Source organism: Ruegeria pomeroyi DSS-3, assembly GCF_000011965.2.
In the GTDB taxonomy this organism is placed as follows: Bacteria; Pseudomonadota; Alphaproteobacteria; order Rhodobacterales; family Rhodobacteraceae; genus Ruegeria_B; species Ruegeria_B pomeroyi.
In genome coordinates this window covers 3,596,396-3,621,370 of record NC_003911.12, presented here as the reverse complement: position 1 = coordinate 3,621,370, position 24,975 = coordinate 3,596,396, and the positions used below count along the sequence as shown (strand labels likewise).

25 protein-coding genes are annotated in these 24,975 nt (G+C 64.9%); 17 read left to right on the top strand and 8 right to left on the bottom strand.

The window, feature by feature from the left end:
* The first annotated feature begins 105 nt into the window (after positions 1-105).
* The 3 genes from SPO_RS17300 to SPO_RS17290 are packed head-to-tail and all read left to right on the top strand — an operon-like array spanning position 106 to position 4,933.
* A complete protein-coding gene (locus SPO_RS17300) occupies positions 106-1,287 on the top strand; it encodes an aminotransferase class I/II-fold pyridoxal phosphate-dependent enzyme (protein WP_011049100.1) in 1,182 nt (393 codons plus the stop codon).
* A gap of 14 nt (positions 1,288-1,301) precedes the next feature.
* Positions 1,302-4,298: a DNA translocase FtsK gene (locus SPO_RS17295; RefSeq protein WP_011049099.1), complete on the top strand. Its 2,997-nt coding sequence runs from the start codon at positions 1,302-1,304 to the stop codon at positions 4,296-4,298.
* 38 nt (positions 4,299-4,336) lie between these two features.
* Positions 4,337-4,933, top strand: a complete 597-nt coding sequence (locus tag SPO_RS17290) for a LolA family protein (RefSeq protein WP_011049098.1) — start codon at positions 4,337-4,339, stop codon at positions 4,931-4,933.
* A 22-nt stretch (positions 4,934-4,955) separates the two neighbouring features.
* Here SPO_RS17290 and SPO_RS17285 read toward each other — a convergent pair whose 3' ends face one another.
* Both SPO_RS17285 and SPO_RS17280 read right to left on the bottom strand, forming a co-directional pair.
* Positions 4,956-5,546, bottom strand: a complete 591-nt coding sequence (locus SPO_RS17285) for a hypothetical protein (protein ID WP_011049097.1) — start codon at positions 5,544-5,546, stop codon at positions 4,956-4,958.
* Between the two features lie 61 nt (positions 5,547-5,607).
* The gene (locus tag SPO_RS17280; RefSeq protein ID WP_011049096.1) at positions 5,608-6,489 is read right to left on the bottom strand and encodes an AEC family transporter; all 882 of its coding nucleotides are present in this window, start codon (positions 6,487-6,489) and stop codon (positions 5,608-5,610) included.
* Positions 6,490-6,573: 84 nt separating this feature from the next.
* Between SPO_RS17280 and hspQ the strand changes: the two genes are divergently transcribed.
* A complete protein-coding gene (hspQ, locus tag SPO_RS17275) occupies positions 6,574-6,900 on the top strand; it encodes a heat shock protein HspQ (RefSeq protein WP_044028741.1) in 327 nt (108 codons plus the stop codon).
* 21 nt (positions 6,901-6,921) lie between these two features.
* Here hspQ and SPO_RS17270 read toward each other — a convergent pair whose 3' ends face one another.
* Positions 6,922-8,499: a gamma-glutamyltransferase family protein gene (locus SPO_RS17270; RefSeq protein WP_011049094.1), complete on the bottom strand. Its 1,578-nt coding sequence runs from the start codon at positions 8,497-8,499 to the stop codon at positions 6,922-6,924.
* A 183-nt stretch (positions 8,500-8,682) separates the two neighbouring features.
* Between SPO_RS17270 and SPO_RS23535 the strand changes: the two genes are divergently transcribed.
* Entirely contained in the window at positions 8,683-8,880 is a 198-nt protein-coding gene (locus SPO_RS23535) for an alpha/beta fold hydrolase (RefSeq protein WP_144084077.1), read from the top strand.
* Positions 8,881-9,485: 605 nt separating this feature from the next.
* Here SPO_RS23535 and SPO_RS17265 read toward each other — a convergent pair.
* Together SPO_RS17265 and SPO_RS17260 are read right to left on the bottom strand one after the other, a co-directional pair.
* A complete protein-coding gene (locus SPO_RS17265) occupies positions 9,486-9,935 on the bottom strand; it encodes an ATP-binding protein (protein WP_011049093.1) in 450 nt (149 codons plus the stop codon).
* Between the two features lie 22 nt (positions 9,936-9,957).
* Positions 9,958-10,296: an STAS domain-containing protein gene (locus SPO_RS17260; protein WP_011049092.1), complete on the bottom strand. Its 339-nt coding sequence runs from the start codon at positions 10,294-10,296 to the stop codon at positions 9,958-9,960.
* 98 nt (positions 10,297-10,394) lie between these two features.
* On the opposite strand from SPO_RS17260, the gene SPO_RS17255 reads away from it, so the two are divergent.
* Entirely contained in the window at positions 10,395-11,567 is a 1,173-nt protein-coding gene (locus SPO_RS17255; protein WP_011049091.1) for an acetyl-CoA C-acyltransferase, read from the top strand.
* 40 nt (positions 11,568-11,607) lie between these two features.
* On the opposite strand, the gene SPO_RS17250 is transcribed toward SPO_RS17255, so the two are convergent.
* On the bottom strand, positions 11,608-11,973 hold the full coding sequence (locus SPO_RS17250) for a hypothetical protein (RefSeq protein ID WP_011049090.1): 366 nt from the start codon (positions 11,971-11,973) through the stop codon (positions 11,608-11,610).
* A gap of 99 nt (positions 11,974-12,072) precedes the next feature.
* Between SPO_RS17250 and SPO_RS17245 the strand changes: the two genes are divergently transcribed.
* Both SPO_RS17245 and SPO_RS17240 read left to right on the top strand, forming a co-directional pair.
* Complete coding sequence (locus SPO_RS17245; protein ID WP_011049089.1) at positions 12,073-12,669, top strand: TetR/AcrR family transcriptional regulator; 597 nt, start codon at positions 12,073-12,075, stop codon at positions 12,667-12,669.
* A gap of 70 nt (positions 12,670-12,739) precedes the next feature.
* The gene (locus SPO_RS17240) at positions 12,740-13,192 is read left to right on the top strand and encodes a GAF domain-containing protein (RefSeq protein WP_011049088.1); all 453 of its coding nucleotides are present in this window, start codon (positions 12,740-12,742) and stop codon (positions 13,190-13,192) included.
* Here SPO_RS17240 and SPO_RS17235 read toward each other — a convergent pair.
* Complete coding sequence (locus tag SPO_RS17235) at positions 13,169-13,441, bottom strand: DUF1294 domain-containing protein (protein WP_011049087.1); 273 nt, start codon at positions 13,439-13,441, stop codon at positions 13,169-13,171. The genes SPO_RS17240 and SPO_RS17235 overlap by 24 nt on opposite strands.
* A 217-nt stretch (positions 13,442-13,658) precedes the next feature.
* Between SPO_RS17235 and SPO_RS17230 the strand changes: the two genes are divergently transcribed.
* The 9 genes from SPO_RS17230 to rarD all read left to right on the top strand — a co-directional run bounded on the left by SPO_RS17230 (position 13,659) and on the right by rarD (position 24,288).
* A complete protein-coding gene (locus SPO_RS17230; RefSeq protein ID WP_011049086.1) occupies positions 13,659-14,228 on the top strand; it encodes a helix-turn-helix domain-containing protein in 570 nt (189 codons plus the stop codon).
* Positions 14,229-14,238: 10 nt separating this feature from the next.
* Complete coding sequence (locus SPO_RS17225) at positions 14,239-14,862, top strand: LysE family translocator (protein WP_011049085.1); 624 nt, start codon at positions 14,239-14,241, stop codon at positions 14,860-14,862.
* Between the two features lie 3 nt (positions 14,863-14,865).
* Complete coding sequence (locus tag SPO_RS17220; RefSeq protein ID WP_011049084.1) at positions 14,866-15,237, top strand: GFA family protein; 372 nt, start codon at positions 14,866-14,868, stop codon at positions 15,235-15,237.
* 9 nt (positions 15,238-15,246) lie between these two features.
* On the top strand, positions 15,247-17,694 hold the full coding sequence (locus SPO_RS17215) for a GcvT family protein (RefSeq protein WP_011049083.1): 2,448 nt from the start codon (positions 15,247-15,249) through the stop codon (positions 17,692-17,694).
* On the top strand, positions 17,691-18,758 hold the full coding sequence (locus SPO_RS17210) for an alcohol dehydrogenase family protein (protein WP_011049082.1): 1,068 nt from the start codon (positions 17,691-17,693) through the stop codon (positions 18,756-18,758). The genes SPO_RS17215 and SPO_RS17210 overlap by 4 nt, the downstream gene beginning before the upstream one ends.
* Entirely contained in the window at positions 18,755-19,651 is an 897-nt protein-coding gene (locus SPO_RS17205) for a homocysteine S-methyltransferase family protein (RefSeq protein ID WP_011049081.1), read from the top strand. The genes SPO_RS17210 and SPO_RS17205 overlap by 4 nt, the downstream gene beginning before the upstream one ends.
* Before the next feature lie 12 nt (positions 19,652-19,663).
* Positions 19,664-20,647: a GlxA family transcriptional regulator gene (locus tag SPO_RS17200; protein WP_051420397.1), complete on the top strand. Its 984-nt coding sequence runs from the start codon at positions 19,664-19,666 to the stop codon at positions 20,645-20,647.
* 87 nt (positions 20,648-20,734) lie between these two features.
* Entirely contained in the window at positions 20,735-23,185 is a 2,451-nt protein-coding gene (locus SPO_RS17195) for a GcvT family protein (protein ID WP_011049079.1), read from the top strand.
* Positions 23,186-23,388: 203 nt separating this feature from the next.
* A complete protein-coding gene (gene rarD, locus SPO_RS22310; protein ID WP_011049078.1) occupies positions 23,389-24,288 on the top strand; it encodes an EamA family transporter RarD in 900 nt (299 codons plus the stop codon).
* On the opposite strand, the gene SPO_RS17190 is transcribed toward rarD, so the two are convergent.
* Positions 24,246-24,947 carry an SGNH/GDSL hydrolase family protein gene (locus tag SPO_RS17190; RefSeq protein ID WP_011049077.1) on the bottom strand — a complete coding sequence of 234 codons (702 nt, stop codon included), beginning with the start codon at positions 24,945-24,947 and terminating at the stop codon, positions 24,246-24,248. The genes rarD and SPO_RS17190 overlap by 43 nt on opposite strands.
* Positions 24,948-24,975 lie beyond the last annotated feature (28 nt).

Here is a 24,975-nt window from a genome sequence, read left to right as displayed (position 1 = left end):
CCACAATTCCCTGCGCGGGCAACGCTTTGTCTGGACGCAAGCGGGGATCGTCTGTACTTTGGTTTGCAAACGGGGCGCTCATGATCCCGACACGAGGCAGACCAGATGAATTTCCCCGAGCGGTTCTCGAACCTACCGGCCTATGCATTCCCGCGCCTGCGTGCGCTGCTCGACCACCATCCGGCGGGCGGCGAGGTTGTGCATATGACCATTGGCGAGCCCAAGCACGCGTTTCCGGCCTGGGTCACGGATGTCATCGTCGAAAACGCCCATTTGTTCCAAAGCTACCCGCCGAACGAAGGCTCGCCCGAGCTGCGCGGCGCGATCACGGACTGGATCGCGCGCCGCTATGGCGTGACGCTCGACCCTGAGAAAAACGTGATGGCGCTGAACGGCACGCGCGAGGGGCTATACAACGCGGCGATGGCGCTCTGCCCAGAACAGAAGAACGGTCAGCGGCCCATCGTGCTGTGTCCGAACCCGTTCTATCAGGTCTATATGGTGGCTGCGATTTCAGTCGGGGCCGAGCCGCATTTTGTGCCCGCAACCGCCGCCACCGGCCATCTGCCAGATTACGCCAGCCTGCCGGTCGAGGTGCTGAACCGCACCGCCGTGGCCTATATCTGCTCGCCCGCCAACCCGCAGGGCGCAGTGGCTAGCCGCGAATATTGGGCCGAGTTGATCGGACTGGCCGAACAATACGATTTCCGCATTTTCGCTGACGAGTGCTACTCCGAGATCTATCGCGAGGAAGCCCCGGCAGGGGCGCTGAGCGTCGCGCAGGAGATGGGCGCCGATCCCGAACGGGTGGTGCTGTTCAACTCTCTGTCGAAACGCTCGAACCTGGCGGGTTTGCGCTCGGGCCTGATCGCGGGCGGCCCGGAAACGCTGAAACATGTCAAGCAGTTGCGCAACTATTCCGGCGCGCCGCTGCCCGGTCCGTTGCAGGCCGCCGCCGCCCGGGTCTGGGCGGATGAGGCGCATGTGGCGGAGAACCGTGCGCTCTATCAGGAGAAATACGCGCTGGCCGATCAGGTCTTTGCCGGGGTGCAGGGCTATCAGCCGCCCGAGGCTGGGTTCTTCCTGTGGCTGCCGGTCGATGACGGTGAGGCGGCATCGCTCAAGGCATGGCGCGAAACCGGTGTCCGGGTGCTGCCCGGCGCCTATCTGGCACAGGGTAAACCGGGGCAGAATCCCGGAGAGACATATATCAGGGTCGCGATGGTGGCCCCAAAACAAGACTTGCAGCGCGGGCTCATCGCCCTACGCGACTGCATCTATCGCTGAGGTTCGAGGGTAGCATGGCATCATATCACGCACGCAGTCGCGATCCACTTCTGGACAGCAACATGCAGGCCGCGATCGAGCGGCGCGGGAAGGAATTGCTGGGACTGGCGCTGATCGTGCTGGGCCTGCTCGCGGCGGCGATGGTGGGCACCTATACGCCCGACGATCCCAACTGGATGGTGTCGACCGATGCGCCGGTGCAGAACTGGACCGGACGGATCGGTGCGTCGATCGCGGCGCCACTGTTCATGATCGTCGGGGGCGGTGCCTGGGGCATCCCGTTGGTGCTGATCGCCTGGGGCCTGCGCTTTGCCCTGCATTCGGGCGAGGACCGGGCCATTGGCCGGCTGGTCTTCATGCCGATCTGGATCGCGGTGGTGTCGGTCTATGCTGCGACCCTGGTCCCCGGCGAGACCTGGCGCGCGACCCACAGTTTCGGCCTGGGCGGTCTGTTTGGCGACACCGTGATGGGGGCGCTGCTGACGCTGGTTCCGCTCGGCTCGCATCTGATGGTCAAGCTGACGTCGCTGGCCATGGCCGTGGTCATGCTGACGATGGCGGCTTTTGTGCTGGGCTTCACCTGGCCCGAGATCCGGCGTGGTCTGCGCCATGCGATGGTGGGCGCGATCCTGGTCTATGGCGGGGTGATGACCCTGCTGGGCCGGGGCGCATCGGCCGGGGTCGCTGCTGCGCGGGCGCGGCAGGCGCTGCGTGCCGAGCGGCGCGAAGCGTCGAGGCGCGCCGCCGAAGAGGCCAGGATGGCCGAAGAGGCGGCCTATGCCGAGGCTCTGGTCGAAGAAGACGATTTCCCCGAACCCGCACCGCAACCCAAACCGGGCCTGCTGGCCCGGATGCCGGCACTGATCCGCCGGTCCGAGCCGATGCCGCAGCCCGAGCTGATCGAACCCGAGCCGGTGCAGGGCTATGACGTCATGCCGGGAACCGAGCGTATCGCCTCAAAGATCGCCGCGGTCGTGCGCAGCCGCAAGGAGGCTGCGGGCGTCGTCGCGCCGCCGCCCGATCCGCAGCGCCCGCTGACCAAGGGTCGCGGGCGCGGTCCCGATCCGCTGCTGCTGGACACCCGCCGCCGGGGCGACCTGCCCGCCGAGCCGCCGGTGACCGCCGCGCGGGCCCCGCAGGCAACTCAAGTACAGGCCCCGGTCCAGGCGGCCCCGGAGCAGCATGCGCCGGTCACGACCGTGCCCTCTGCCTTCCCGGACATGTCTCAAGCCGCGGGTTTCCGGGCGATGCCGACAGAGGAATTCGACCAGGATTGGGAACTGGAGGAGCGGTTCGAGCCCGACCCCCTGCCCACGGACGACGCCGAGCCGTATCAGGCGGCCCCCACACCGCAACCGCAACCGATGCCCAACATCCCGGCCGCCCAACCGCGCAAGCCGGTGGTGGCGCAGCCGGTGCGGCGCAACCCGGTGCCCTCGCGCCGCGCTCAGGCCGAGGCGCAGCCTACGCTTGCCTTCGAGGAGTCGTCGGTTGCCTTCGAACTGCCGCCGCTGAACCTGCTCTCCAACCCCACCAGCATCCAGCGCCATCACCTCAGCGACGAGGCGCTCGAGGAGAACGCGCGCATGCTGGAAAACGTGCTGGACGATTACGGCGTCAAGGGCGAAATCGTCTCGGTCCGCCCCGGCCCGGTGGTCACCATGTACGAGCTGGAACCGGCGCCGGGCCTCAAGGCCAGCCGCGTCATCGGTCTGGCCGACGATATCGCACGCTCGATGTCGGCACTTTCCGCACGTGTCTCGACCGTGCCGGGCCGCTCGGTCATCGGTATCGAACTGCCCAATGAGCATCGCGAAAAGGTGGTACTGCGCGAAATCCTCGCCAGCCGTGATTTCGGCGACAGCAACATGAGCCTGCCGCTGGCGCTGGGCAAGGATATCGGTGGCGATTCGGTCGTGGCCAACCTCGCCAAGATGCCCCACCTGCTGATCGCGGGCACCACCGGTTCGGGGAAATCGGTGGCGATCAACACGATGATCCTCAGCCTGCTCTACAAGCTGACGCCGGCCGAATGCCGGCTGATCATGATCGACCCCAAGATGCTGGAGCTTTCCGTCTATGACGGTATTCCGCATCTCCTCTCTCCGGTTGTGACCGACCCGAAAAAGGCCGTTGTTGCCCTGAAATGGGTGGTGGGCGAGATGGAGGACCGCTATCGCAAGATGTCCAAGATGGGCGTCCGCAATATCGAGGGTTTCAACGGCCGCGTCCGCGAGGCGCTGGCCAAGGGCGAGATGTTCAGCCGCACGGTGCAGACCGGATTCGATGACGACACCGGAGAACCCGTGTTCGAGACCGAAGAATTCGCGCCCGAGGTGCTGCCCTTCATCGTTGTCATCGTCGACGAGATGGCCGACCTGATGATGGTGGCGGGCAAAGAGATCGAGGCCTGCATCCAGCGTCTGGCCCAGATGGCGCGGGCATCGGGTATTCACCTGATCATGGCGACCCAGCGCCCCTCGGTCGATGTGATCACCGGCACCATCAAGGCCAACTTCCCCACCCGGATCAGCTTCCAGGTGACGTCAAAGATCGACAGCCGCACCATCCTTGGCGAGATGGGTGCCGAACAGCTGCTGGGGCAGGGCGACATGCTGTATATGGCGGGCGGGGCCAAGATCACCCGCTGCCATGGCCCCTTTGTCAGCGACGAAGAGGTCGAGGAGATCGTCAACCATCTGAAACAGTTCGGTCCGCCCGACTATATCGGCGGCGTGGTCGAAGGCCCCGATGACGACAAGGCCGACAATATCGACGCGGTGCTGGGGTTGAATACCGGCGGCAACACCGATGGCGAGGACGCGCTTTATGACGCTGCCGTGGCCATCGTGATCAAGGACCGCAAATGTTCGACCTCCTACATTCAGCGGAAACTTGCCATCGGCTACAACAAGGCCGCCCGGCTGGTCGAGCAGATGGAGGACGAAGGCGTTGTTTCTTCGGCAAATCACGTCGGCAAACGCGAAATCCTGGTGCCGGAGCAGGGGTGATCTTTTCCGGCGCCGGGCGAATGCTTATCTGGGGTGACATGAAACGGATTGCACTCGCTCTTGCGCTGACCCTGGTCGCGCCGGCGGCCTGGGCGGCGGACAAGCTGCCCCTGGCCGAGATATCGACCTATCTGAACGGCCTGAAAACCGTTCAGACAACGTTCACCCAGATCAACGATGACGGCTCGCTGAGCACCGGCAAGTTGTGGCTGCACCGGCCCGGCCGGATGCGGTTCGAATACGACCCGCCCGACCGTTCGGTGGTTCTGGCCAAGGGCGGCACCGTGATCATCCACGACCCCAAGTCGAACCAGCCGCCCGAGCAATACCCGTTGAACCGCACGCCCCTGTCGATCGTGCTGGCGCGGACCGTGGATCTGGACCGCGCCAATATGGTGGTTGGGCACGCCTTTGACGGCACCGCCACCGTGGTCACCGCACAGGACCCCGAGAACCCCGATTACGGGCGTATCGAACTCAGCTTTACCGGCGACCCGGTAGAGCTGCGCAAATGGGTGATCCATGATGGCGCCGGGTCGCGCACCACGGTGATTCTGGGCCAGCTGACCAAGGGCAACAGCCTGAATCAGAATCTGTTCATCGACGGTCAGCCGGGCGTCTCGGTCAACCGCTGAGCGGTTGCAAAAAACGGACCCGTCAGCCCCGGTAGCGGCGGCAGCTTGACAGCTGCCGCTGGTACATGTTCGCGCGTGCGGCCACATCGTCGGCAGTACGCAGCAGCCAGGACTTGCCGTTGTGGCTGCCCCGGGCATAGCCCGTATGCCCCTCGTGATAGGCCAGATACTGGTTGCGCGCATCCCCCAGAGCGATGCCGTTACGCTCGCGGGTCTTGTTCATATACCAGCCGATGAAATCCGACGCGTCCTTGATCCGGTCACGCTTGGCGCCGCGCCGCCCGGTTTCTTTGCGATACTGGTCCCAGGTTCCGTCCAGTGCCTGGCTGTAGCCATAGGCGCTGCTTTGCCGGCCAACCGGAATGACGCCCAGCACGAATTGATGCGGCGTGCGCGCATCGGCGCGATACCGGCTTTCGTAATAGATGGTCGACATCTGGACATGCACCGGCACGCCCCATTTGCGTTCTGTCTGCTTGAACGCCTTGATGTATTCGGGGCGCTCGCCTGCGATGCTGCATGCATCATCCAGATTGCGCGGCGGGTTTTTCGACCCACCGCTGCACGATACCAGCAACAGCACCGCAACCAGCGCGCAAAGAGATCTGCTCATCTGCCTCTTGCCTTTTTTCTGGCATTCTAACGCATTCAGGGGGGCGATGGAATCACATTCGCTAGAGCACGGCCGCCAGAACCAGAGGCAAAGCGCCGACCGCCAGCAGCGTCGAGACCATGACCATGCCGGCCACGGCATCCGCATCGGCGCCGAACCGCTCGGCCAGCAGATAGGCCGAGACCGCCGCGGGGACCGACATCTGCACCACCAGCACCCCAAGCGCCGGGCCGCTCAGCCCGAACCCTTGCGCCACCAGCCAGCCCACCGGGAAACAGATTGCCAGTTTCAACAGCGACAGCCCAAGTGCCTGGCCGATCCGGCGGATCGACAGGCGGGCCATTGCAACGCCCAGGGTGATCAGCATCAGCGGCACCGCCATCTGGCCGATCAGTTCGAGCGCATTGGTCAGAAAGCGCGGGGTCTGCCAATCCTGGCTCAGAAACAGCGCCCCCAGCAGCGTCGCCCAGACCATCGGCTCTCGCACAACCTTGGACAGCGATCCCTGTCCCGCGACCACGTGGATTCCATAGGAGAACGACCACAGGGCGCTGAGCGAAAAGAACACCACCGCATAGCTCAACCCTTCGATCCCGAAGGCGAACATGCACAGCGGCAGTCCCAGATTGCCGGTATTGCCGAACAGAAGCGGCGGCAGATAGGTGCGCCGGTCCAGCCCGCTGAACCGCACGATCAGGCCAAACACCACGGTCAGCGCCAGAATCGCCAGCGCCGAGGCCAGGGTGAAGCGGCTGAGATCACCGCCCGGAATCTCGGTCTTCATCAGCGCGACGAAGATCAGGCAGGGCACGGCCAGCATGGTTCCCAGCCGGGTAACGAATTGCAGCCTGTACTCGAATCCCATCCGCACCCAGCCGAACCCGACGGCGGCCAACAGAAAGACGGGTGCGACGATTTCAAGCACTGTTACGGCAAGGTTCACAGACTGTTTCCCTTAATTTTCGATCAATTGTTGGACACCGGACGGCGGTTGACGGTACTAATTGCACCAGGGGCTGAAATGACAATGATGAAATCACACGCCAAATATCATTTGGGGCAAGTGGTCCGTCATCGCAAACACCCGTTCCGGGGTGTTGTGTTCGATGTGGATCCACAATTTGCCAACACCGAAGAGTGGTACCAGGCTATCCCCGAGGATAGCCGGCCGCTCAAAGAGCAACCGTTCTACCACCTGCTCGCCGAGAACGACCAGAGCTACTATGTGGCCTATGTGTCCGAGCAGAACCTGATCGCCGACTATTCCGGCGAGCCGGTGGATCATCCGGATATTCCCGACATGTTCGGGCCGTTCCAGGATGGAACCTATCCCTTGCACTTCCAGTTAAACTAGGCGGCGCGGCGCGCGCGGGGCTCAATACCCCAGCGCGCAACCGTCCTTGCGTGCGTCGCTGGCGGCTTCCAGCACGCCATCGGCGCGGATGCGGATCGCCTGTGCGCCGCCCAGCGGGACCTCGGGCGTGACCACCTTGTGGCCCATGTCGGCAAGTGTCTGGCGCACCGCGTCCGGGTATCCGCGTTCCAGTTTCAGCACGCCCGCATCGGCAAAGGCGCGCGGGGCGTCGATGGCCGTCTGCGGATCCATCCCGAAATCGACCAGGTTCGAGGCAAAGCGCGCATGGCCCACCGGCTGATAGGCACCGCCCATCACGCCAAAGGGCGTCAAGGTGCCGGGCCCCTCGCGCAGCATGCCCGGGATGATGGTGTGCATCGGCCGCTTGCCGCCCGCCATCTCGTTCGGGTGGCCCGCTTGCAGGGTAAAGCCAGCGCCGCGGTTCTGCAGCAGGATGCCGAATTTCTCCGAGGCGATGCCCGACCCGAAGCCATGGAAGATCGAATAGATCAGCGACACCGCCATGCGGTCACGGTCAACGACGGTGATATAGATCGTGTCCTTGTGCACCGCCTCGGTCAGGGGTGCTGCAGCGGCCATGGCGCGTTTCGGGTCGATCAGTGCCGCCAGACGCGCTGCCGTTTCCGGGGCCAGCATGTGATCCAGCCGGTCGGTATGGTCGGGATCGGCGAGGAACCGGTTGCGCGCGTCATAGGCCAGCTTGGCCGCCTCGGCCTCGATATGGATGCGCGCGGCGCCCAGCGGGTCCATCGCCGCGATGTCGAACTGCGACAGGATGTTGAGCAGCAGGATCGCGGTCGCGCCCTGTCCGTTGGGCGGATGTTCCACCAGTTCCGTCGATTTGTAGGTGCCCGAGATCGGCTCGGTCGGGGTGCAGGCGGTGGCGCCGAAATCCTCGGCCCGGTGCGGGCCACCCAGGGCGTTCAGTGCCGCCAGCATGTCCTCGGCCACCTCGCCGGTATAGAACCCGTCGCGCCCGAGGCGCGCAATGCGGCGCAGCACCTCGGCCTGTCCGGGCGCGGCAAAGACCTGACCAGTGACCGGTGCGCGCCCGTCCAGCAGATAGTGGTGGCGGGCCGCGCCCTGCAATGTGCCCGCCTCTCGCGCCCAGTCAAAGGCCACGCGCGGGGCCACCGGAACGCCGCGCTCGGCATAATGGATCGCGGGTTGCAGCAGAGTGTCGAGGCCCAGCCGCCCCTCGGTTTCGGCCAGGTGGCAAAAGGCGTCGATGGCGCCAGGGATGGTCACCGCATGGGGGCTGCCAAGCGGAACGCGATCCAGCCCCTGTTCGCGCAGGGCAGCCGCAGAGGCGCCGGCGGCGGCGCGGCCCGAGCCGTTCAGGGCGCGGATCTGATCCTCGCCCGCCCGGGAATAAAGCACGAAACAATCCCCGCCGATCCCGGTCATCTGAGGCTCGCAGATGCCCAGCACCAGACCGGCGGCCAATGCGGCATCCATCGCGTTGCCGCCGCGTTTGAGCAGATCGAGCGCAACCTGCGCCGCAAGCGGGTGCGAGGTGGCGCACATCCCCTCGGTGGCATAGGTCGGCGAACGTCCGGGCAGGTGAAAATCGCGCATATCGATGTCTCCCTAGTGGTATGGCGACACTAGGGGGCGGGCGCGGGAAATCAATCCGGCGATGGCGCAAATGGGTCGATTCCACCGGTGATACAGACGTATGAGTTTTGGCAGTAGCAGCGATTTTGCGCTGCGGTTGGTCGCTGCTTCCTCAAGTGCGTGTAGTTTGATCGGTAAACAGCGATTGAGGCCACCCGTGAAGACCATGCCCAGGTCATTTTTGAACCGGTAGAGCACCTTGGCTTTGATGTCGTCGATCTCTACGGGCATAGTCTGGGCGGTACGGTTGCCGTTGAAGCGGCCACTTTGCTCAAAGATCGCGTTAGGCGCTTGGTTTTATCCGAAGCCAATCTTGATAAGGGGCGGTCAATTCAGTCTTGATATCGCCAGTCGAGATGAAGAGAGCTACGTCCACGAAAAACACATGCAAACGGTGAAGAGTTCGAGCGCGTCCGGTGATCCACAATGGGCTGCGACTCTGCGCCTTAGCGATCCCGGATCCGTTTATCGGGGCGCAAAATCCTTTGTTGAAGGGTCGGCATCCAACTGGCGTGATCTCCTTTACAAGCACGGGGCATCGAAGAGTTACATCTTCGGAGAACGGTCTCTCCCCAACCCTGATGCCGATGTGTTGCCCGAAAACGGTATCTGAACTGATGTGGTGCCCAGGGCCGGTCATTCAATGGGTTTGGAAAACCCAGAAGACCTTGGCGCCGCTATTGGAAAGGCACTGACTTGGTCCTAGCATCAGGTAACCTTGGAATTTCTGTTGTTGGACAGAAACTCCTTGCCAAAAGTTGCGCGGCACAACGGGTGGTTTTCAGGAGGGAATGTGGGGAGAGTAGTCCTCGGCGCCGCGCACTGGGTGGGGGCTGTAACGCGCAACGCCGAGGGAAGCCATATGCAGCTACAGGTTCTTTTCTGACCGGTCATTGCGGCATGAGTTCGGAGTGATTGGGGCAAGATTGTGGCGCGCTCGCTTTTGGTCACGATACCTTTGGCAGGTCGAACCGCAGCGACAGCAGATTGCTGTTCTGGCGCCGTTCATAGCGGATTTCGCTGACCAGTTGCCGGATCAGGAACCAGCCAAAGCCCCCTTCGGGCAGGTCGGCCGGATCGGTCTCGACATTGGCCGGTTCGCCCTTGGGTAATTGGCCGTCGGGCAGCGGGCGCCCCTGGTCGGAGATCCGGATCAGCAGCTTGTCGTCGCGCATCTGGCACCGGATACGGACCTGACCGGGCTCGATATCGGCATAGGCATGTTCGACGACATTGTTGATCGCTTCGGCCAAAGCGATTTCGACGTCGCCGGCCCGGTCTTCGGACAAGCCGCGCTGGCGCAGCTGGGTCGCAACCGCGCGAATGCCCTCCCTGGCCTCCATCTCGGTGGCCCGGAAATTCAGAGCAAAGCCTTGCCGATTCGCGTTGAACTGCACGGTGCCAACCTCCCCGGGCAGGTTACTTTGGGCTTGCCGCCAAAGCGTCATCAAGCGTTGTGAACAGATTGAACACGGTATCCATGCGGGTCAGGCGAAACACCTTGTCCACGACCGGGGTCAACCCGGCGAGGTCCAGCCGCCGGTTGCCGCCCAGTTGTTTCATCGAGGCGACGATGGCGCCCAGCCCGCTCGAATCGATGAACGTGACCTGCGAGAGGTCGAGAACCACGCGATCGGGCCCCTCTTCGGTTTCGCTGCGCATGTCCTCTTTGAACTGGATTGCCATGGCGGCATCTATTCGCTCCACATTCACGGTGATCACCCGTGTGTCACCGTCGACGGTGCTGGTCAGACTCATACTCCCACTCCTCGGGTGGCTACTTTTCGCCGCACGAGGGTAGACGGCAATTCTTACCATTCGGTATTCAGGCGCAGGGCTTTCCTCAGGAGGACAGGATGAAAGAAGTTGTCATCGCCGGTGCCGCGCGCACACCGATGGGCGGGTTTCAGGGCATGTATGACGGTGTCAGTGCCGCCGAACTGGGCGGCGCCGCGATTCGCGCCGCGCTGGCCGGGGCAGGGGCCGCCACCGTGGACGAGGTGCTGATGGGCTGCGTCCTGCCCGCCGGTCAGGGACAGGCGCCTGCACGCCAGGCAGGCTTCGCCGGGGGCCTGGGCGAAGAGGTGCCCGCCACCACGCTCAACAAGATGTGCGGCTCGGGCATGAAGGCGGCGATGATCGCCTTTGACCAGATCGCTCTGGGCCAGACCGGCACAATGATCGCGGGCGGGATGGATAGCATGTCGAATGCACCCTACCTGCTGCCCAAGATGCGCGGCGGCGCCCGCATCGGCCATGGTCAGGTGATCGACCACATGTTCCTCGACGGGTTGGAGGACGCCTATGACAAGGGCCGCCTGATGGGCACCTTTGCCGAGGATTGCGCCGAACATTACCAGTTCACCCGCGAGGCGCAGGACGAGTATGCGCTGCGCTCGCTGCAAAACGCGCTCGAGGCCCAGGCCTCGGGCGCCTTTGACGGCGAGATTGCCGCCGTCACCGTCAAGACCCGCAAGGGTGAGGTGGTGACCGATGCCGACGAACAACCCAAAAGCGCCCGGCCCGACAAGATCCCGACACTGAAACCCGCCTTCCGCAAGGATGGCACCGTGACCGCGGCCAATGCCTCATCGATCTCGGACGGCGCTGCGGCCCTGGTGCTGGCCTCGGCCGAGGCCGCCGCTGCCCAGGGCCTGACCGTGCGCGCCCGCATCCTGGGGCACGCCAGCCATGCCCAGGCGCCGGGCTGGTTCACCACCGCCCCGGTTCCGGCCGCGAAGAAGCTGCTCGCCAATATCGGCTGGAGCGTCGAGGACGTGGACCTGTGGGAGGTCAACGAGGCATTCGCCGTGGTGCCGATGGCCTTCATGCATGAAATGGGCCTGTCCCGCGACAAGGTGAACGTCAATGGCGGCGCCTGCGCGCTGGGCCACCCGATCGGCGCCTCGGGCGCGCGGATCATGGTGACGCTGCTCAACGCATTGGAAAAGCGCGGGCTGAAACGCGGGGTCGCTGCGATCTGCATCGGCGGCGGCGAAGGCACCGCCATCGCCATTGAGCGGGTCTGACCCTTTGGAAAAGTGGCGCGCCGGAGCGATCCGGCGCGTCTCAGGCGTCTTGCCGTGACAGGGCCGGGAGCAGGCGCACCAGCACCGTGATCGCGGCCAGTTGTGCAGCGATCACGGCGGGCCAGATCAGCGGGAACTGCGGGTCGAGGTATTTCTGCGGCCCGAACGAGACCAGCGCGCCCAAAACGGCGAGCAGGGCCAGCACCCGCGCGGCGCGACTCTCACCCAGCACAATCGCCGCAATCGCCGCCGAGACCGAGGCGCCGATGAACGGCCCGATGCCAAAGAGCGGCGTTGCAATGGGCGGGTGCGGCGGCACCCCGGCAAAAAGCGAAAACAGCATGATCAGCTGCAACAGGATCAGTATCACGAGGGCGGCAAGGCAGGGGCGATCGGTCTGAGTCATGTCTTTCTCCTGAATGAGTTACCGAAAGGCGTAATGGAGATTACGGTTGCGAATATCCGTAATAAAGATTACGGTGCGGGTCAAGCGAAAGGAAACCCGATGAAGGACGACAGCCGCGCCGAGCGCCAGCAGCAGATCGAGGAAGCGGCCTATACCCTTCTCGAACAAAAGGGCTATGCGGGTACCTCGATGCAGGGCATCGCCCGGCTGGCGCGCGCCTCGAACGAGACGCTCTATAGCTGGTATGGCGACAAGCAGGGCCTGTTCCGGGCGCTGGTGATCCGCAACGCCGCCGAGGTGCGCGCGCAGCTCGAGGCCGATCTGGCCGCAGCCCGCCCGCCCCGCGATACCCTGACCGCGCTGGGGCCGCGGCTGCTGTCTCTCTTGCTGGGCGACCGGGCGGTGGCACTGAACCGCGCCGCTGCCGCCGACCCAAGCGGCGAGTTGGGCGGGCTTATTGCGCAATCGGGGCGTGACAGCGTGATGCCGCTGATCGTGCAGGTGCTGGAGGCGGCGCGGGCCGAGGGCCTGCTGCACTTCGACGATGCCGGGGCGGCGGCGGGCCTTTACCTCGACCTGCTGGTGGGCGACCAGCAGATCCGCCGGGTGATCGGGCGCCTGCCTGCGCCATCCGAGGCTGCGTGCCAGGCACGTGGCGCGGCGGCGGTCACGCATCTGTGCCGCCTGCTGGGCTAGCGCGCCTCTTGCCTTTGACCACGCGCCACGCGATAGGCTTGTTTCACGCCACACCCAGCGGAGCCTTGCCATGACCGTCGATTACCCCAGCCTCGCCAAGACCATCGCCGCCCTCACCGAGGGCGAGACCGATCCGGTGGCGCTGATGGCGACGGTCACCTGCGAGGTGCATCATTCAGATGATCGGTTCAACTGGACCGGCTTCTACCGGGTGACCGAGCCCGGAGTGCTCAAGATCGGCCCCTATCAGGGCGGTCACGGCTGTTTGCGCATCCCCTTTGACAAGGGCGTCTGTGGTGCCGCGGCGAGCACCGGTGAGGTGCAGCTGGTTCCTGACGTTGATGCCTTCCCCGGCCATATCGCATGTGCCTCTTCGACCCGGTCGGAACTGGTGCTGCCGGTGTTTGGCCGGACCGGCGCGCTGATTGCGGTGTTCGATATCGACAGTGACCTGCCGGATGCCTTTACGGTTGCCGATGCCGAAGCGCTGGGCGCGATCCTAGAGCAGGTCTTTGCCCAGTAGGATCACCAGGGCGGTGATCTGAAACAGCACGATCGACCACAGCCAGCGACCAAAGGGCTGCTTGCGGGTCTTGTGCCGGAACAGCCACCGCGACAGCAGCGCTGCCGGGCTGCCGCCAAGGGCCGACAGCCAGAGCAGCAGGTGTTCCGGTACCCGGCCTCGGTTCCACCGCGCACAGAGCTTGTCCCAGGCAAACAGCGCCACCGTCAGCCCGTTGAGGACCCAGAGATAGAGGATCGCGTTCCACATGGTCCGGGTCTTAGCGTTTGCCCGGTTGGAGATGCAAGAACCGGCGGTGGAAAAGGGGGCGTTGCCGCCGCCGCCGCAAAGCGACGGCTCCCTCGAAGTATTTGCAGCAAAGTGAAGGGCCGCTTTGATGGTTCGTGAAATTTTTGTTGAGAATTTCACGAGAATCGCGTCATCATGAAATTCGAAGAAGATTTTTCACGAAGCTTGGGAGGCGCCGGTGAATACGCAAGCCCCGTCCAGCGCGACGCTTGGCGCCGATCTGCGCGCTCTGCGCAAGGCGCGCGGCCTGACGCTGAGCGAGATCGCGGCGCGGCTCGGGCGCTCGGTCGGCTGGCTCAGCCAGGTAGAGCGCGACATGTCCGAACCCTCGATCTCGGACCTGCGCCAGATCGCGGGTTGCCTGGGCGTGCCGATGTCGATGCTGTTTGCCCATGCCGCCGCCCCGGCCGAGGAACAGGGATACGTGGTGCGGGCAGGCGCGCGGCGCCCGATGGGTTCCGGCGAAGAGGGGCTGATCGAAGAGCTGCTGTCGCCGGATTTGACCGACGATTTCGAGATGGTGCATTCCACTTTTGCGCCGCAGTCGCGAATGCAGACCCCGGCCAACCGCCCGACGCAAGAGGTGGGATACATGCTGTCCGGGCGGTTGGAGCTGACCATCGGCGGCCGCCAGTTCTCGGTCGGGCCGGGCGACAGTTTCCGCATCCGCCATGAACCCTATCAATGGGCCAATCCCCATGACGAGCCCGCCGTGGCCGTCTGGGTGATCGCCCCGCCGGTCTATTGAGGGCGCGGTCATGAGCTTCGAGGCCTGGACCATTTTCGCGCTGTTCTGGATCCTGTTCGCCGCCACGCCGGGGCCGAACGCGGTCAACTGCATCTCGAACGGGATGAGCCTGCCCTTTGGCAAGGCGCTGCTGGGGGTGCTGGCGATCCTGACCCAGGCCAGCGTCTTTCTACTGCTGTCCGCACTGGGGGTGACGGCGCTGATCACAGCCTCGCCCACCCTGTTCCTGGTGGCCAAGCTTGCAGGCGCCGGGTTCCTGATCTGGCTGGGCATCCGGGGCTGGCGCAACGCCGCCAAACCCGTGCCCACGGCCGTGCGCCCGGCACGTCATGTCTATCTGCATGCGCTGGCCGTCGCGACGCTCAACCCCAAAAGCGTCGCGGGCTACCTTGCGGCATTCTCGCAATTCGTGCAGCCGGATGTGCCGATCTGGCAGCAGATGGGGGTGATCATGCCCACCGCCCTGATCATCACCGCGCTTTGCTACACCACCTTCACGCTTTTGGGCGCGCTCATGGGCCGCGCGGCGCTGGGCGCGGTGTTCAGTACCTGGCTGCGCCGGGGAATGGCGCTTTGTTTCATCATCTACGGCGTGTTGCTGGGTACCAGCGCCGCGCCCGCAACACGGGGTTAGACCATGATCAAAGGGTCCTGCCTGTGCGGCGACATCCGCTACACGACCGAGGCCGCGCCGCAGGGCGCCTCGATGTGCCATTGCGGCCAGTGCCGGCGGCAATCGGGCGGCGTCTGGTCCTCGGCTTTCGTACCCGAGGCCGACCTGACGATCACCGGCCCGGTCAGCTGGTTTGCCGCCAGCGACACCGCCAAACGCGGCTTCTGCGCCCGCTGCGGCTCGTTCCTGTTCTGGAAGGCCAATGACGAAGACACGATCAGCTTTTCGCTGGGCTCCGTCGATGGCCCCACCGGCCTGCGCCTGACCAAGCACATCTTTGTCGCCGGCAAGGGCGATTATTACGACATCGCGGACGATGCGCCGCACAAGGACTAGGGAGTGAACATGTCCGATTTTCCCAACAAGGCCCGCGTGGTCATCATCGGCGGCGGTGTGGTGGGGGTTTCCTCGCTCTATCACCTGGCCAAGAGGGGCTGGACCGATTGCGTTCTGCTGGAAAAGAACGAGCTGACCGCGGGCTCCACCTGGCATGCCGCCGGCAACGTGCCGACCTTTTCGACCTCGTGGTCGATCATGAACATGCAGCGTTACTCGACCGAGCTTTACAGCCGTCTGGGCGAAGAAGTCGATTATCCGATGAACTATCACCAGACCGGCTCGATCCGGCTGGCGCATACGCGCGAGCGCATGCAGGAGTTCGAGCGCGCCTGCGCCATGGGCCGTTATCAGGGCATCAAGATGGAGATGCTGACGCCCGACGAGGCCAAGGCGCGTTATCCTTTCCTGGAAACCCATGACATGGCCGGGGCGCTCTACGATCCGACCGATGGCGATATCGACCCGGCGCAGCTGACTCAGGCATTGGCCAAGGGCGCCCGCGACATGGGCGCCAAGATCATCCGCTTCTGCCCTGCGACCGGCGTCACCCAGCAGGATGACGGCAGCTGGATCGTGCATACCGACAAGGGCGATATCGCGTGTGACTATGTGGTCAACGCCGCCGGTTACTATGCTCAGCGCGTCGGCGAATGGTTCAAGCCCTATGGCGGGCGCACCGTTCCGATGATGGTGATGAGCCACCAGTACCTGCTGACCGAACAGATCCCCGAGCTTGAGGCCTGGTCCAAGGAGAACGGCCGCAAGCTGCCTCTGCTGCGCGATGTGGACGTGTCCTATTACCTGCGGCAGGAAAAGAACGGCATCAATATTGGCCCTTACGAACCCAACTGCCGTGCCCATTGGGATGTGGACAGCGACCCGATGCCCGATGACTTCAGCTTCCAGCTCTGGTCCGACGATCTGGACCGGATCGCCGATATCGTCGCCGACGCGATGGAACGCGTGCCCGTCACCGCCACTGCAGGTGTCAGCCGCATCATCAACGGCCCGATCCCCTATGCCCCCGACGGGCTGCCGCTGATCGGCCCGATGCCCGGCGTGAAAAACGCCTTCGAGGCCTGCGTCTTCACCTTCGGCATCGCCCAGGGCGGCGGCGCGGGCAAGGTGCTGGCGGAATGGATCGTCGATGGTCAGACCGAATGGGACATGTGGTCCTGCGATCCGCGCCGCTATACCGATTACACCGATCACGACTACTGCGTGCAAAAGGGGATGGAGGTCTATGGCAACGAATATGCCATGCACTTCCCCTGGCATCGCTGGCCCGCAGCCCCCGACAGGAAACTCTCGCCCGTGCATGACAGGGTCAAGGCGCAGGGCGGCGTCATGGGTGTCTATAACGGCTGGGAACGCGCCAACTGGTTCGCGCAGCCGGGCGATGACACGTCCGAGGAAAGCACCCACACCTGGGGCCGCTCGGGCCCGTGGGAGCAGCGGATCAAGGAGGAATGTCAGGCCGTGCGCGACCATTGCGGCGTGCTCGACCTGCCCGGTTTCTCGCGCTTCCTGGTCAAGGGCGCAGGTGCCGCCGAGGCGCTGCGCGGCCTGATCACCGGCGGCCTGCCCAAGGTGGGGCGGATGAACCTCGTCTACATCTCTGAAAGCAGGGGCCGCATCCTGACCGAGATGTCCTGCATCCGCCTGGGTGAGGACGAGTTCGTGATGATCACGGCGGCCACCGCGCAGTGGCACGACCGCGACATCCTGCTGGGCGCCATGCCCGCAGGTGTCACGGTCGAGGATGTGACCACCACCCGCGACACGCTGATCGTTACCGGCCCGAAATCGCGCGAGATTCTTGCGGGCCTGTCCGATGCCGACCTGTCGCAAGGCTGGCTGACGCATCAGGCCGCCACCGTCGCGGGTCAACCCGCCTTTCTGATCCGGGTCTCCTTTGCCGGGGAACTGGGTTGGGAGGTGCACGCGCTCAACGAACACATGCCCGCGATCTATGACGCGCTCCTTGGTGCCGGGGCCAAGCCCTTTGGCATGTGGGCGCTGAACTCCCTTCGCCTCGAAAAGGGCTATCGCGCGTGGAAGGGCGACCTGTCGACCGATTACTCGATGCTCGAAGGCGGGTTGGAGCGCTTCGTCAAGCTCGACAAGCCACAGGATTTCCCGGGCAAGGCCGCGATCCTGGCCGAGAAACAGCGCGGGGTGAAGAAGAGCTTTGTCACCCTGCTGGTCGAGGCCGGAGATTGCGACGCGCCCTATATGTCCTGCCTCTGGCATGACGGGCAGATCGTGGGCGAGACCACCTCGGGCGCCTGGGGGTATCGTATCAACGCCAGCGTGGCGCTGGGCATGGTGCGCGCCGATCTGGCGGTGCCGGGCACCGAGTTGGAGGTCGAGATCTACGGGCAGAAATGCCGCGCCGTGGTGCAGCCCGACGCCCCGCTCTGGGATCCGGAGAACGAGCGGCTGCGCGCATGACCATCCCCGCCACCATGTCCGGCGTTTATCTGACCCGCCATGGCGGGCCAGAGGCGCTGGCGTGGCGCGATGACATTCCCGTCCCGGCCCCCGGGCCGGGGCAGGTTCTGGTCCGGGTGCAGGCCGCCGGGGTCAACAACACCGACGTCAACACCCGGATCGGCTGGTATTCCTCGGATGTCACCGGCGCCACCGACAGCGGCGAGACGGGCGAGGCGGGCGGCTGGGCCGGGGCACTCAGCTTCCCCCGTATCCAGGGGGGCGACCTCTGCGGGCGCATCGTGGCGCTGGGCGCGGGCGTGACCGGCTGGGCCACCGGCCAGCGCGTCACCTGCCAGATCAACCTGCCGCGCCCGACACCCGACAACCCCTTTGGCTTCGTGGCGCTGGGCTCGGAGCTGGACGGCGCCTTCGCCGAATACTGTCTGCTCTACGCGGATGACCTCTTCGACGTCACCGCCTCGCCGCTCTCGGACATCGAAATCGCCGCCATGCCCTGCGCCTATGGCACCGCCTGGAACCTGCTGGCGCGCTGCGGCGTGGGGCCGGGGGATGCGGTGCTGATCACCGGCGCCTCGGGGGGCGTGGGGCTCGCCGCCGTGCAACTGGCCGCGCATCTGGGGGCGACCGTCACCGCGATGACCGCGCCCGCCAAGGCCGAGGCCGTCACCGCCGCCGGGGCGACAACCATCCTGGGCCGCGACGACACGCCTCCGCCCGCCCAATTCGACCGGGTGATCGACGTGGTCGGCGGCCCGCTCTGGCCCGACCTGATCCGCGCCCTGAAACCCGGCGGGCACTATGCCGTCTCGGGCGCCATCGCCGGGCCGATGGTCAGTGCCGATCTGCGCCAGATCTACCTGCCCGACATCACCATTCACGGCGCCACCTACCAGCCGCGCGAGATCTTTGCCGACCTGATCGCCCTGATCAACGCAGGCGCCATCCGCCCTCTGGTTTCGGCCACCTTTCCGCTCGATCAGATCGCCCAGGCACAGGCCGAGTTCATGACCAAACGCCTGCCCGGCAAAATCGTCCTCATCCCCCCACAGGAGCACCCATGACCGACATCACCCTGCTTGATGGCTCCATCGGCCAGGAACTTGTCAAACGCGCGGGCAAGCGCCCGACGCCGCTCTGGTCCACCTCGGTCATGCTCGAAGCGCCCTATCACGTCGGCGCCGTGCATCGCGACTATTTCGACGCGGGCGCCACCATCGCCACCACCAACACCTATGCGGTGCTGCGCGACCGGCTGGAGCCCGCCGGGATCGGTGACCGGTTCGAGGCGCTGATCGACACCGCGCTGGACCAGGCCGAATCCGCCCGCGCCGCGCATGGATCGGGCCGCATCGCGGGCGCGCTGGGGCCGCTCGGCGCCTCCTACCGCCCCGACATTTGCCCGCCGCCAGAAGAGGCCGAGGCGCTTTATGCCGACAGCGTGCGCGCGATGAACGACCGGGTCGATCTGTTCCTGATCGAAACCGCCGCTTCGGTCGCCCAGGCTGAGGGCGCGCTGAGGGGTGCGTCCCTGGGCACCAAACCCGTCTGGCTGTCGGTCACCGTGATGGATGACGATGGCAGCCGCCTGCGCTCGGGCGAGGGGGTGGGCGAGCTGGCCGCTATCGTCAAACAATACCAACCTCAGGCGGTGCTGGTGAACTGCTCCCGCCCCGAGGCTGTGGCTGCCGCGCTCGACATCATCGCGGGCTTCGGTCTGCCTTTTGGGGCCTATGCCAACGGCTTCACCCGCATCACCGAGGCGTTCCTCGAATCCCGCCCCACGGTCGAGGCGCTCACCGCTCGCGTCGACCTGACGCCCGAGGCCTATGCCGATTTCGCCCTGGGTTGGGTCGACCAGAGCGCCACCATCGTTGGCGGCTGTTGCGAGGTCGGCCCCGACCACATTGCGCATCTGGCCCGTCGCCTGCGCGCGGCGGGGCATCGTATCGTCTGAGGAGTGCGGCACATGGGGGCCGAAACAATGCTGAAACTGGTCAAGGCCGAGACCCGGCAAAAACAGTTCGATATCATCGTCGCACCCGGTTTCGTGCTGACCGAACTGGCCGCTTTGGTCGATGTGCTGCGGATCGCCAACCGGGTCTGTCCCAACCCGCCCTTTGCCTATACCTACCGATCCCTGCGCGGCGGTCTGATCGAAAGCAGCAGCGGCGCCGTGGTCGCGACCGAGCGGGTGCCGACCCCGCCACGGGCGGACTATCTGTTCGTCATCGGCAATTCCGACCCCGACCAGCCCGAATTGTCGCTGGGCCGCGTCGTCAAGGATTACACCTTTCGCGGGGCGCAGGTGTTTCTGCTGGCCGAAGCCGCCAGCCGCTATATCAACGAACGCGGCACCGCCGATCTGGCCACCCATTGGGAAAACGCTGCCTTTCTGCGCGAGCGGGGCGCGCGCTTCGATGCGACCTTCTCGCTGGCGACGCAGCAGGGGCCGGTGGTGACCTGCGCAGGCATGGGCGCCACCGTCGATGTGGTTCTGTCGGTGATCGGGCGGCATATCTCGGGGCCCGCCAAGATGACCGTTGCTGATATCATGCTGCACGAACATATCCGCGACTTTGCCACCATGCAGCCGTTTTCCGGGGTCAAGACCACCTCGACAGGGGATGAGGCGCTGGATCAGTGCATCAAGATGATGCAGGCCAATATCGAGGATCCGCTGCCGATCGGAGAGATCGTGGCGGCGCTGGGCCTGTCGAACCGCTCGCTGGAGCGCAAGTTCAAGACCTATCTGGGCACCACGCCAAACAACTTCTATCGCGAGATGCGGCTGGCCAAGGCCAATACCCTGCTTTTGAACACCGCGATGAGCGTGCGCGAAGTGGGGCTGGCCTGTGGTTTCCCAAACGGATTCTCGGCGGTGTACAAGAGTTTCTACGGCATCACCCCCTTTGTGCTGCGGCGGCAGAAACGCGCCGCCGCGCAGCGGTGATTTTCACCGCTGCCATGACGTTTTTGATGGATTTCCTGTCGTCCGGCCGTGCCATTGTCGGGCAAATCGCAAGTTGTGGAGACATAGATGGCTGATCTTCCCACCCAGGCCCGCGTGGTCATCATCGGCGGCGGCGTCGTCGGCTGCTCGGTCGCCTATCACCTGACCAAGCTCGGCTGGAAAGACGTGGTGCTGCTGGAGCGCAAACAGCTCACCTCGGGCACCACCTGGCATGCCGCGGGCCTGATCGGCCAGCTGCGCGCCAGTTCCAACATGACCAAGCTCGCCCGCTACTCGGCCGAGCTCTACATGGGGCTTGAGGCCGAAACCGGCGTTGCCACCGGCATGCGGCAGGTGGGTTCGGTCTCGGTCGCGCTGACGGGTGAACGGCTGGAGGAACTCTATCGTAACGCGGCCATGGCCCGCGCCTTTGGCGTCCCGGTCGAGGAACTGTCGCCCGCCGAGGTCAAGGAACGCTATCAGCACATCAACCTCGATGGTGTCACCGGCGGTGTTTGGCTGCCGACCGATGGTCAGGCCGACCCGGCCAATATCGCGCTGGCCCTGGCCAAGGGCGCCCGCCAACGCGGCGCCGTGGTCAAGGAACGGATCAAGGTCACCGGCATCGCGAAACAGGGCCGCCGGGTCACCGGCGTCGACTGGATCAGCGATGATGGCAGCGAACAGGGCCATATCGCCTGCGAGATGATCGTGAACTGCGCCGGCATGTGGGGCCATCAGGTGGGCCGCATGGCGGGCATCAACGTGCCGCTGCAAGCCTGCGAACATTTCTACATCGTCTCGGAACCCATCCAGGGCCTGACCCAGATGCCGGTTCTGCGCGTCCCCGACGAATGCGCCTATTACAAGGAAGACGCCGGCAAGATGATGCTGGGCGCGTTTGAGCCGAAATCGAAACCCTGGGGCATGGACGGCATCCCCGACACATTCGAGTTCGACCAGCTGCCCGAGGACTTCGACCATTTCGAACCCATCCTAGAGGCCGCCGTGAACCGCATGCCGATGCTGGGCAGCGCGGGTATTCACACTTTCTTCAACGGACCCGAAAGCTTTACCCCCGACGACGCCTATCACCTTGGCCTTGCGCCCGAGATGGACAATGTCTGGGTCGCCGCCGGGTTCAACTCGATCGGGATCCAGTCGGCGGGTGGTGCGGGCCATGCGCTCAGCCAGTGGATGGACAGCGGCGAGAAACCCTTTGACCTGGGCGATGTCGACATTGCCCGCATGCAGCCGTTTCAGGGCAACAAGCGCTATCTTGTCGAACGCTCGACCGAGACGCTGGGCCTGCTCTATGCCGATCACTTCCCCTACCGCCAGAAAGCCACCTCGCGCGGGGTGCGCCGCACCCCGTTCCATGAGCACCTGAAAGCAAATGGCGCAGTGTTCGGCGAATTGGCGGGCTGGGAGCGCGCCAACTGGTACGCGCGCCCGGATCAGGAACGCGAATACCGCTATAGCTGGCGGCGGCAGAACTTCTTTGACAACGTGGCCGAGGAACACAAGGCGATCCGCACCGGGCTGGGCATGTATGACATGTCCTCCTTCGGCAAGATCCGCGTCGAGGGGCCGGATGCCACCGCCTATCTCAACCATATCGCGGGCGGTCAGTTCGACGTGCCGGTGGGCCGCATCGTCTATACCCAGTTCCTGAACGTGAATGGCGGGATCGAGGCCGACGTTACCGTCACCCGCCTGAGCGAGACCGCCTATCTGGTCGTCACCCCTGCCGCCACCCGCTATGCCGACCAGACCCGGATGATGCGCCTCGTGGGCGATTTCCGCGTGGTGATCACCGATGTGACCGCAGGCGAGGGTGTGCTGGCGGTGATGGGGCCGAAGGCGCGCGAACTGATGGCGCGGGTCAGCCCGAACGACTTCTCCAACGACGTGAACCCCTTTGGCACCGCGCAGGAGATCGAACTGGGCATGGGCCTCGCCCGCGTCCACCGCGTGACTTATGTGGGTGAACTCGGGTGGGAAATCTACGTCTCTTCCGACATGGCGGGCCACGCGTTTGAAACCCTGTTCGAGGCGGGTCAGGATCTGGGCATGAAGCTCTGCGGCATGCATGTGATGGATTGCTGCCGGATCGAAAAGGCGTTCCGCCATTTCGGCCATGACATCACGCCCGAGGATCACGTGTTGGAGGCGGGCCTGGGTTTTGCCGTCAAGACCGACAAGCCCGATTTCATCGGTCGCGACGCCGTGCTGCGCAAGAAAGACGAGGGGCTCAAGACCCGCATGGTTCAGTTCCGCCTGACCGATCCCGAACCGCTGCTCTATCACAACGAGCCGCTGCTCAGGGACGGTCAGATCGTCGGCTATCTCAGCTCGGGCGCCTATGGCCACCATCTGGGCAGCGCCATCGGCATGGGCTATGTCCCCTGCGAGGGCGAAAGCGCGGCGGATGTTCTGGCCTCGACCTATGAGATCGACGTGATGGGCACCCGTGTCCGTGCAGAGGCCTCGCTTGCTCCGATGTATGATCCGAAATCCGAGCGGGTGAAGGTCTAGCGTTCTGCCAAAAGGAGCGCCTGCGGCGCGCTTTGTTGGTGCCGCGCATTCCGCGCTGGATGCGAGGCGCTGCCTCGCGCTCCGGGATGTTTCGGGCAAGAGGAAGGCGCGATATCACGGGTCTTGATGGCTCGGTTCACCGATAAGAGGCTTTCCTTTCCTGTCTTGCCTGTTCACAACGGGCGCGCAGAGGAGAATGCGAGATGAGCGATCAGCGGCCCGAGAATGTGGACACGCCCAAGGGGCTGGCGCTGGCGATCACCGCCTATCTGCTGTGGGGGTTTCTGCCGCTTTACATGAAGTTGCTGGCGCATGTTCCGTCGATCGAAGTGGTGGCGCATCGGGTGATCTGGTCGGTGCCGGTGGCCGGGGCGCTGCTGGTGGCGCTGGGGCGGACCCGCGATCTGCGCGCGGCACTGCGTAATCCGCGCATGCTGGGCATGGCCTGTCTGACCGCGGCGCTGATCTCGGTCAACTGGGCGATCTATGTCTGGTCGATCAACAATGGCCGGGCGTTGGACGCGGCGCTTGGATATTACATCAATCCGCTGTTCAGCATCGCACTGGCGGGGCTGTTCCTGGGAGAGCGGCTGAGCCGGGCGCAGATCGGTGCCATCTTGTTGGCTGCCGCAGGGGTGGCGGTGCTGATCGTGCAGGCCGGAGAGCTGCCCTGGGCGGCGCTGGGCCTGACCTTCAGCTGGGGGTTTTATGCGTTGTTCAAGCGGTCGCTGCCAATCGGCCCCAACCAGGGGTTCCTGCTGGAGGTGTTGATCCTGACACCCTTTGCGCTGGCCTATGTCCTCTGGCTGATGGCGCAGGGTCAGGGGCATTTCGGCGGCTTCGGGGCTGACAGTCTGTTGTTGGCCGGCGCAGGGGTGGTGACGGCGGTGCCGCTGTTGTTCTATGCCAACGGGGCCAAGCTGGTGCGCCTGTCGACCATGGGTATCCTGCAATACATCGCGCCCACGATGATCTTCATCAGCGCCGTAGCGCTCTTTGGTGAAGAGATCGACCGGGGCCGCATGATCGCCTTTCCGATGATCTGGGCCGCGCTGGTGATCTATTCGGTGCCGATGCTGCGGCAGATGCGCCGCACGGCCTGAGCGCGGATCAGCGCGGCCAGCCCCTCGGCCCAGCGGTCATAGGCCAGCGGGCTGGGGTGATATCCATCGCGGGCTGCCATTGCCGGGTCGGGTGGGATGATCGGATGGTGATGCAGCGCAGACGGGTAGCGTTGCACGACCCGCTGCAAGGCATGGTCGAGCCGACGTGCCTGTGCTCCCAGCACCCAGGCCAGCGGCTGCGGCAGGGCCGGAAACAAGGCCATGTCGGGTACCGCCGTCACGATGACCATCCGCGCACCAAGTGGCCCTGTCAGATGATCCAGCAGTGCGGCCTGGCGCCGGGCGAATCCGCGCGCGCTGGTGGCGCGCGTGGTATCGTTGACCCCCAGCGCCGTGATGGCGATGTCGAACGGCCCGCCGAGACGGGTGAGCCGGTCCAGCGTGTCGCGGGTGGTGTGGCCGGTTGTCGCCTCAAGCCGCCAGTCGAGCGTAAACTCCTCGGCCAGCCGCGCCACCAGCCGGCCACTCAGCGCCTCGTCCTGGGTCGCGGCGCCGACCCCGGCGGCCGAGCTGTCGCCCGCGATCAGCAACCGCAACTGCGGGCCGCTGCCCGCCCTGCCGGTGCGCGGACCCGCGGGTTCGGGCAAGAGCTGTGCCTTGCGCCTTACCGCCAGCCCCTGCGCGGCCAGAACCGGCAACAGGGGCAGGCGCAGGATCTGGTCGATC

Coding starts and splice junctions, on each gene's coding strand:
- SPO_RS17300 (WP_011049100.1), top strand. CDS start 106: ATGAATTTCCCCGAGCGGTTCTCGAACCTACCGGCCTATGCATTCCCG.
- SPO_RS17295 (WP_011049099.1), top strand. CDS start 1,302: ATGGCATCATATCACGCACGCAGTCGCGATCCACTTCTGGACAGCAAC.
- SPO_RS17290 (WP_011049098.1), top strand. CDS start 4,337: ATGAAACGGATTGCACTCGCTCTTGCGCTGACCCTGGTCGCGCCGGCG.
- SPO_RS17285 (WP_011049097.1), bottom strand. CDS start 5,546: ATGAGCAGATCTCTTTGCGCGCTGGTTGCGGTGCTGTTGCTGGTATCG.
- hspQ (WP_044028741.1), top strand. CDS start 6,574: ATGATGAAATCACACGCCAAATATCATTTGGGGCAAGTGGTCCGTCAT.
- SPO_RS17270 (WP_011049094.1), bottom strand. CDS start 8,499: ATGCGCGATTTTCACCTGCCCGGACGTTCGCCGACCTATGCCACCGAG.
- SPO_RS17260 (WP_011049092.1), bottom strand. CDS start 10,296: ATGAGTCTGACCAGCACCGTCGACGGTGACACACGGGTGATCACCGTG.
- SPO_RS17255 (WP_011049091.1), top strand. CDS start 10,395: ATGAAAGAAGTTGTCATCGCCGGTGCCGCGCGCACACCGATGGGCGGG.
- SPO_RS17250 (WP_011049090.1), bottom strand. CDS start 11,973: ATGACTCAGACCGATCGCCCCTGCCTTGCCGCCCTCGTGATACTGATC.
- SPO_RS17245 (WP_011049089.1), top strand. CDS start 12,073: ATGAAGGACGACAGCCGCGCCGAGCGCCAGCAGCAGATCGAGGAAGCG.
- SPO_RS17240 (WP_011049088.1), top strand. CDS start 12,740: ATGACCGTCGATTACCCCAGCCTCGCCAAGACCATCGCCGCCCTCACC.
- SPO_RS17235 (WP_011049087.1), bottom strand. CDS start 13,441: ATGTGGAACGCGATCCTCTATCTCTGGGTCCTCAACGGGCTGACGGTG.
- SPO_RS17225 (WP_011049085.1), top strand. CDS start 14,239: ATGAGCTTCGAGGCCTGGACCATTTTCGCGCTGTTCTGGATCCTGTTC.
- SPO_RS17220 (WP_011049084.1), top strand. CDS start 14,866: ATGATCAAAGGGTCCTGCCTGTGCGGCGACATCCGCTACACGACCGAG.
- SPO_RS17215 (WP_011049083.1), top strand. CDS start 15,247: ATGTCCGATTTTCCCAACAAGGCCCGCGTGGTCATCATCGGCGGCGGT.
- SPO_RS17210 (WP_011049082.1), top strand. CDS start 17,691: ATGACCATCCCCGCCACCATGTCCGGCGTTTATCTGACCCGCCATGGC.
- SPO_RS17205 (WP_011049081.1), top strand. CDS start 18,755: ATGACCGACATCACCCTGCTTGATGGCTCCATCGGCCAGGAACTTGTC.
- SPO_RS17200 (WP_051420397.1), top strand. CDS start 19,664: ATGGGGGCCGAAACAATGCTGAAACTGGTCAAGGCCGAGACCCGGCAA.
- SPO_RS17195 (WP_011049079.1), top strand. CDS start 20,735: ATGGCTGATCTTCCCACCCAGGCCCGCGTGGTCATCATCGGCGGCGGC.
- rarD (WP_011049078.1), top strand. CDS start 23,389: ATGAGCGATCAGCGGCCCGAGAATGTGGACACGCCCAAGGGGCTGGCG.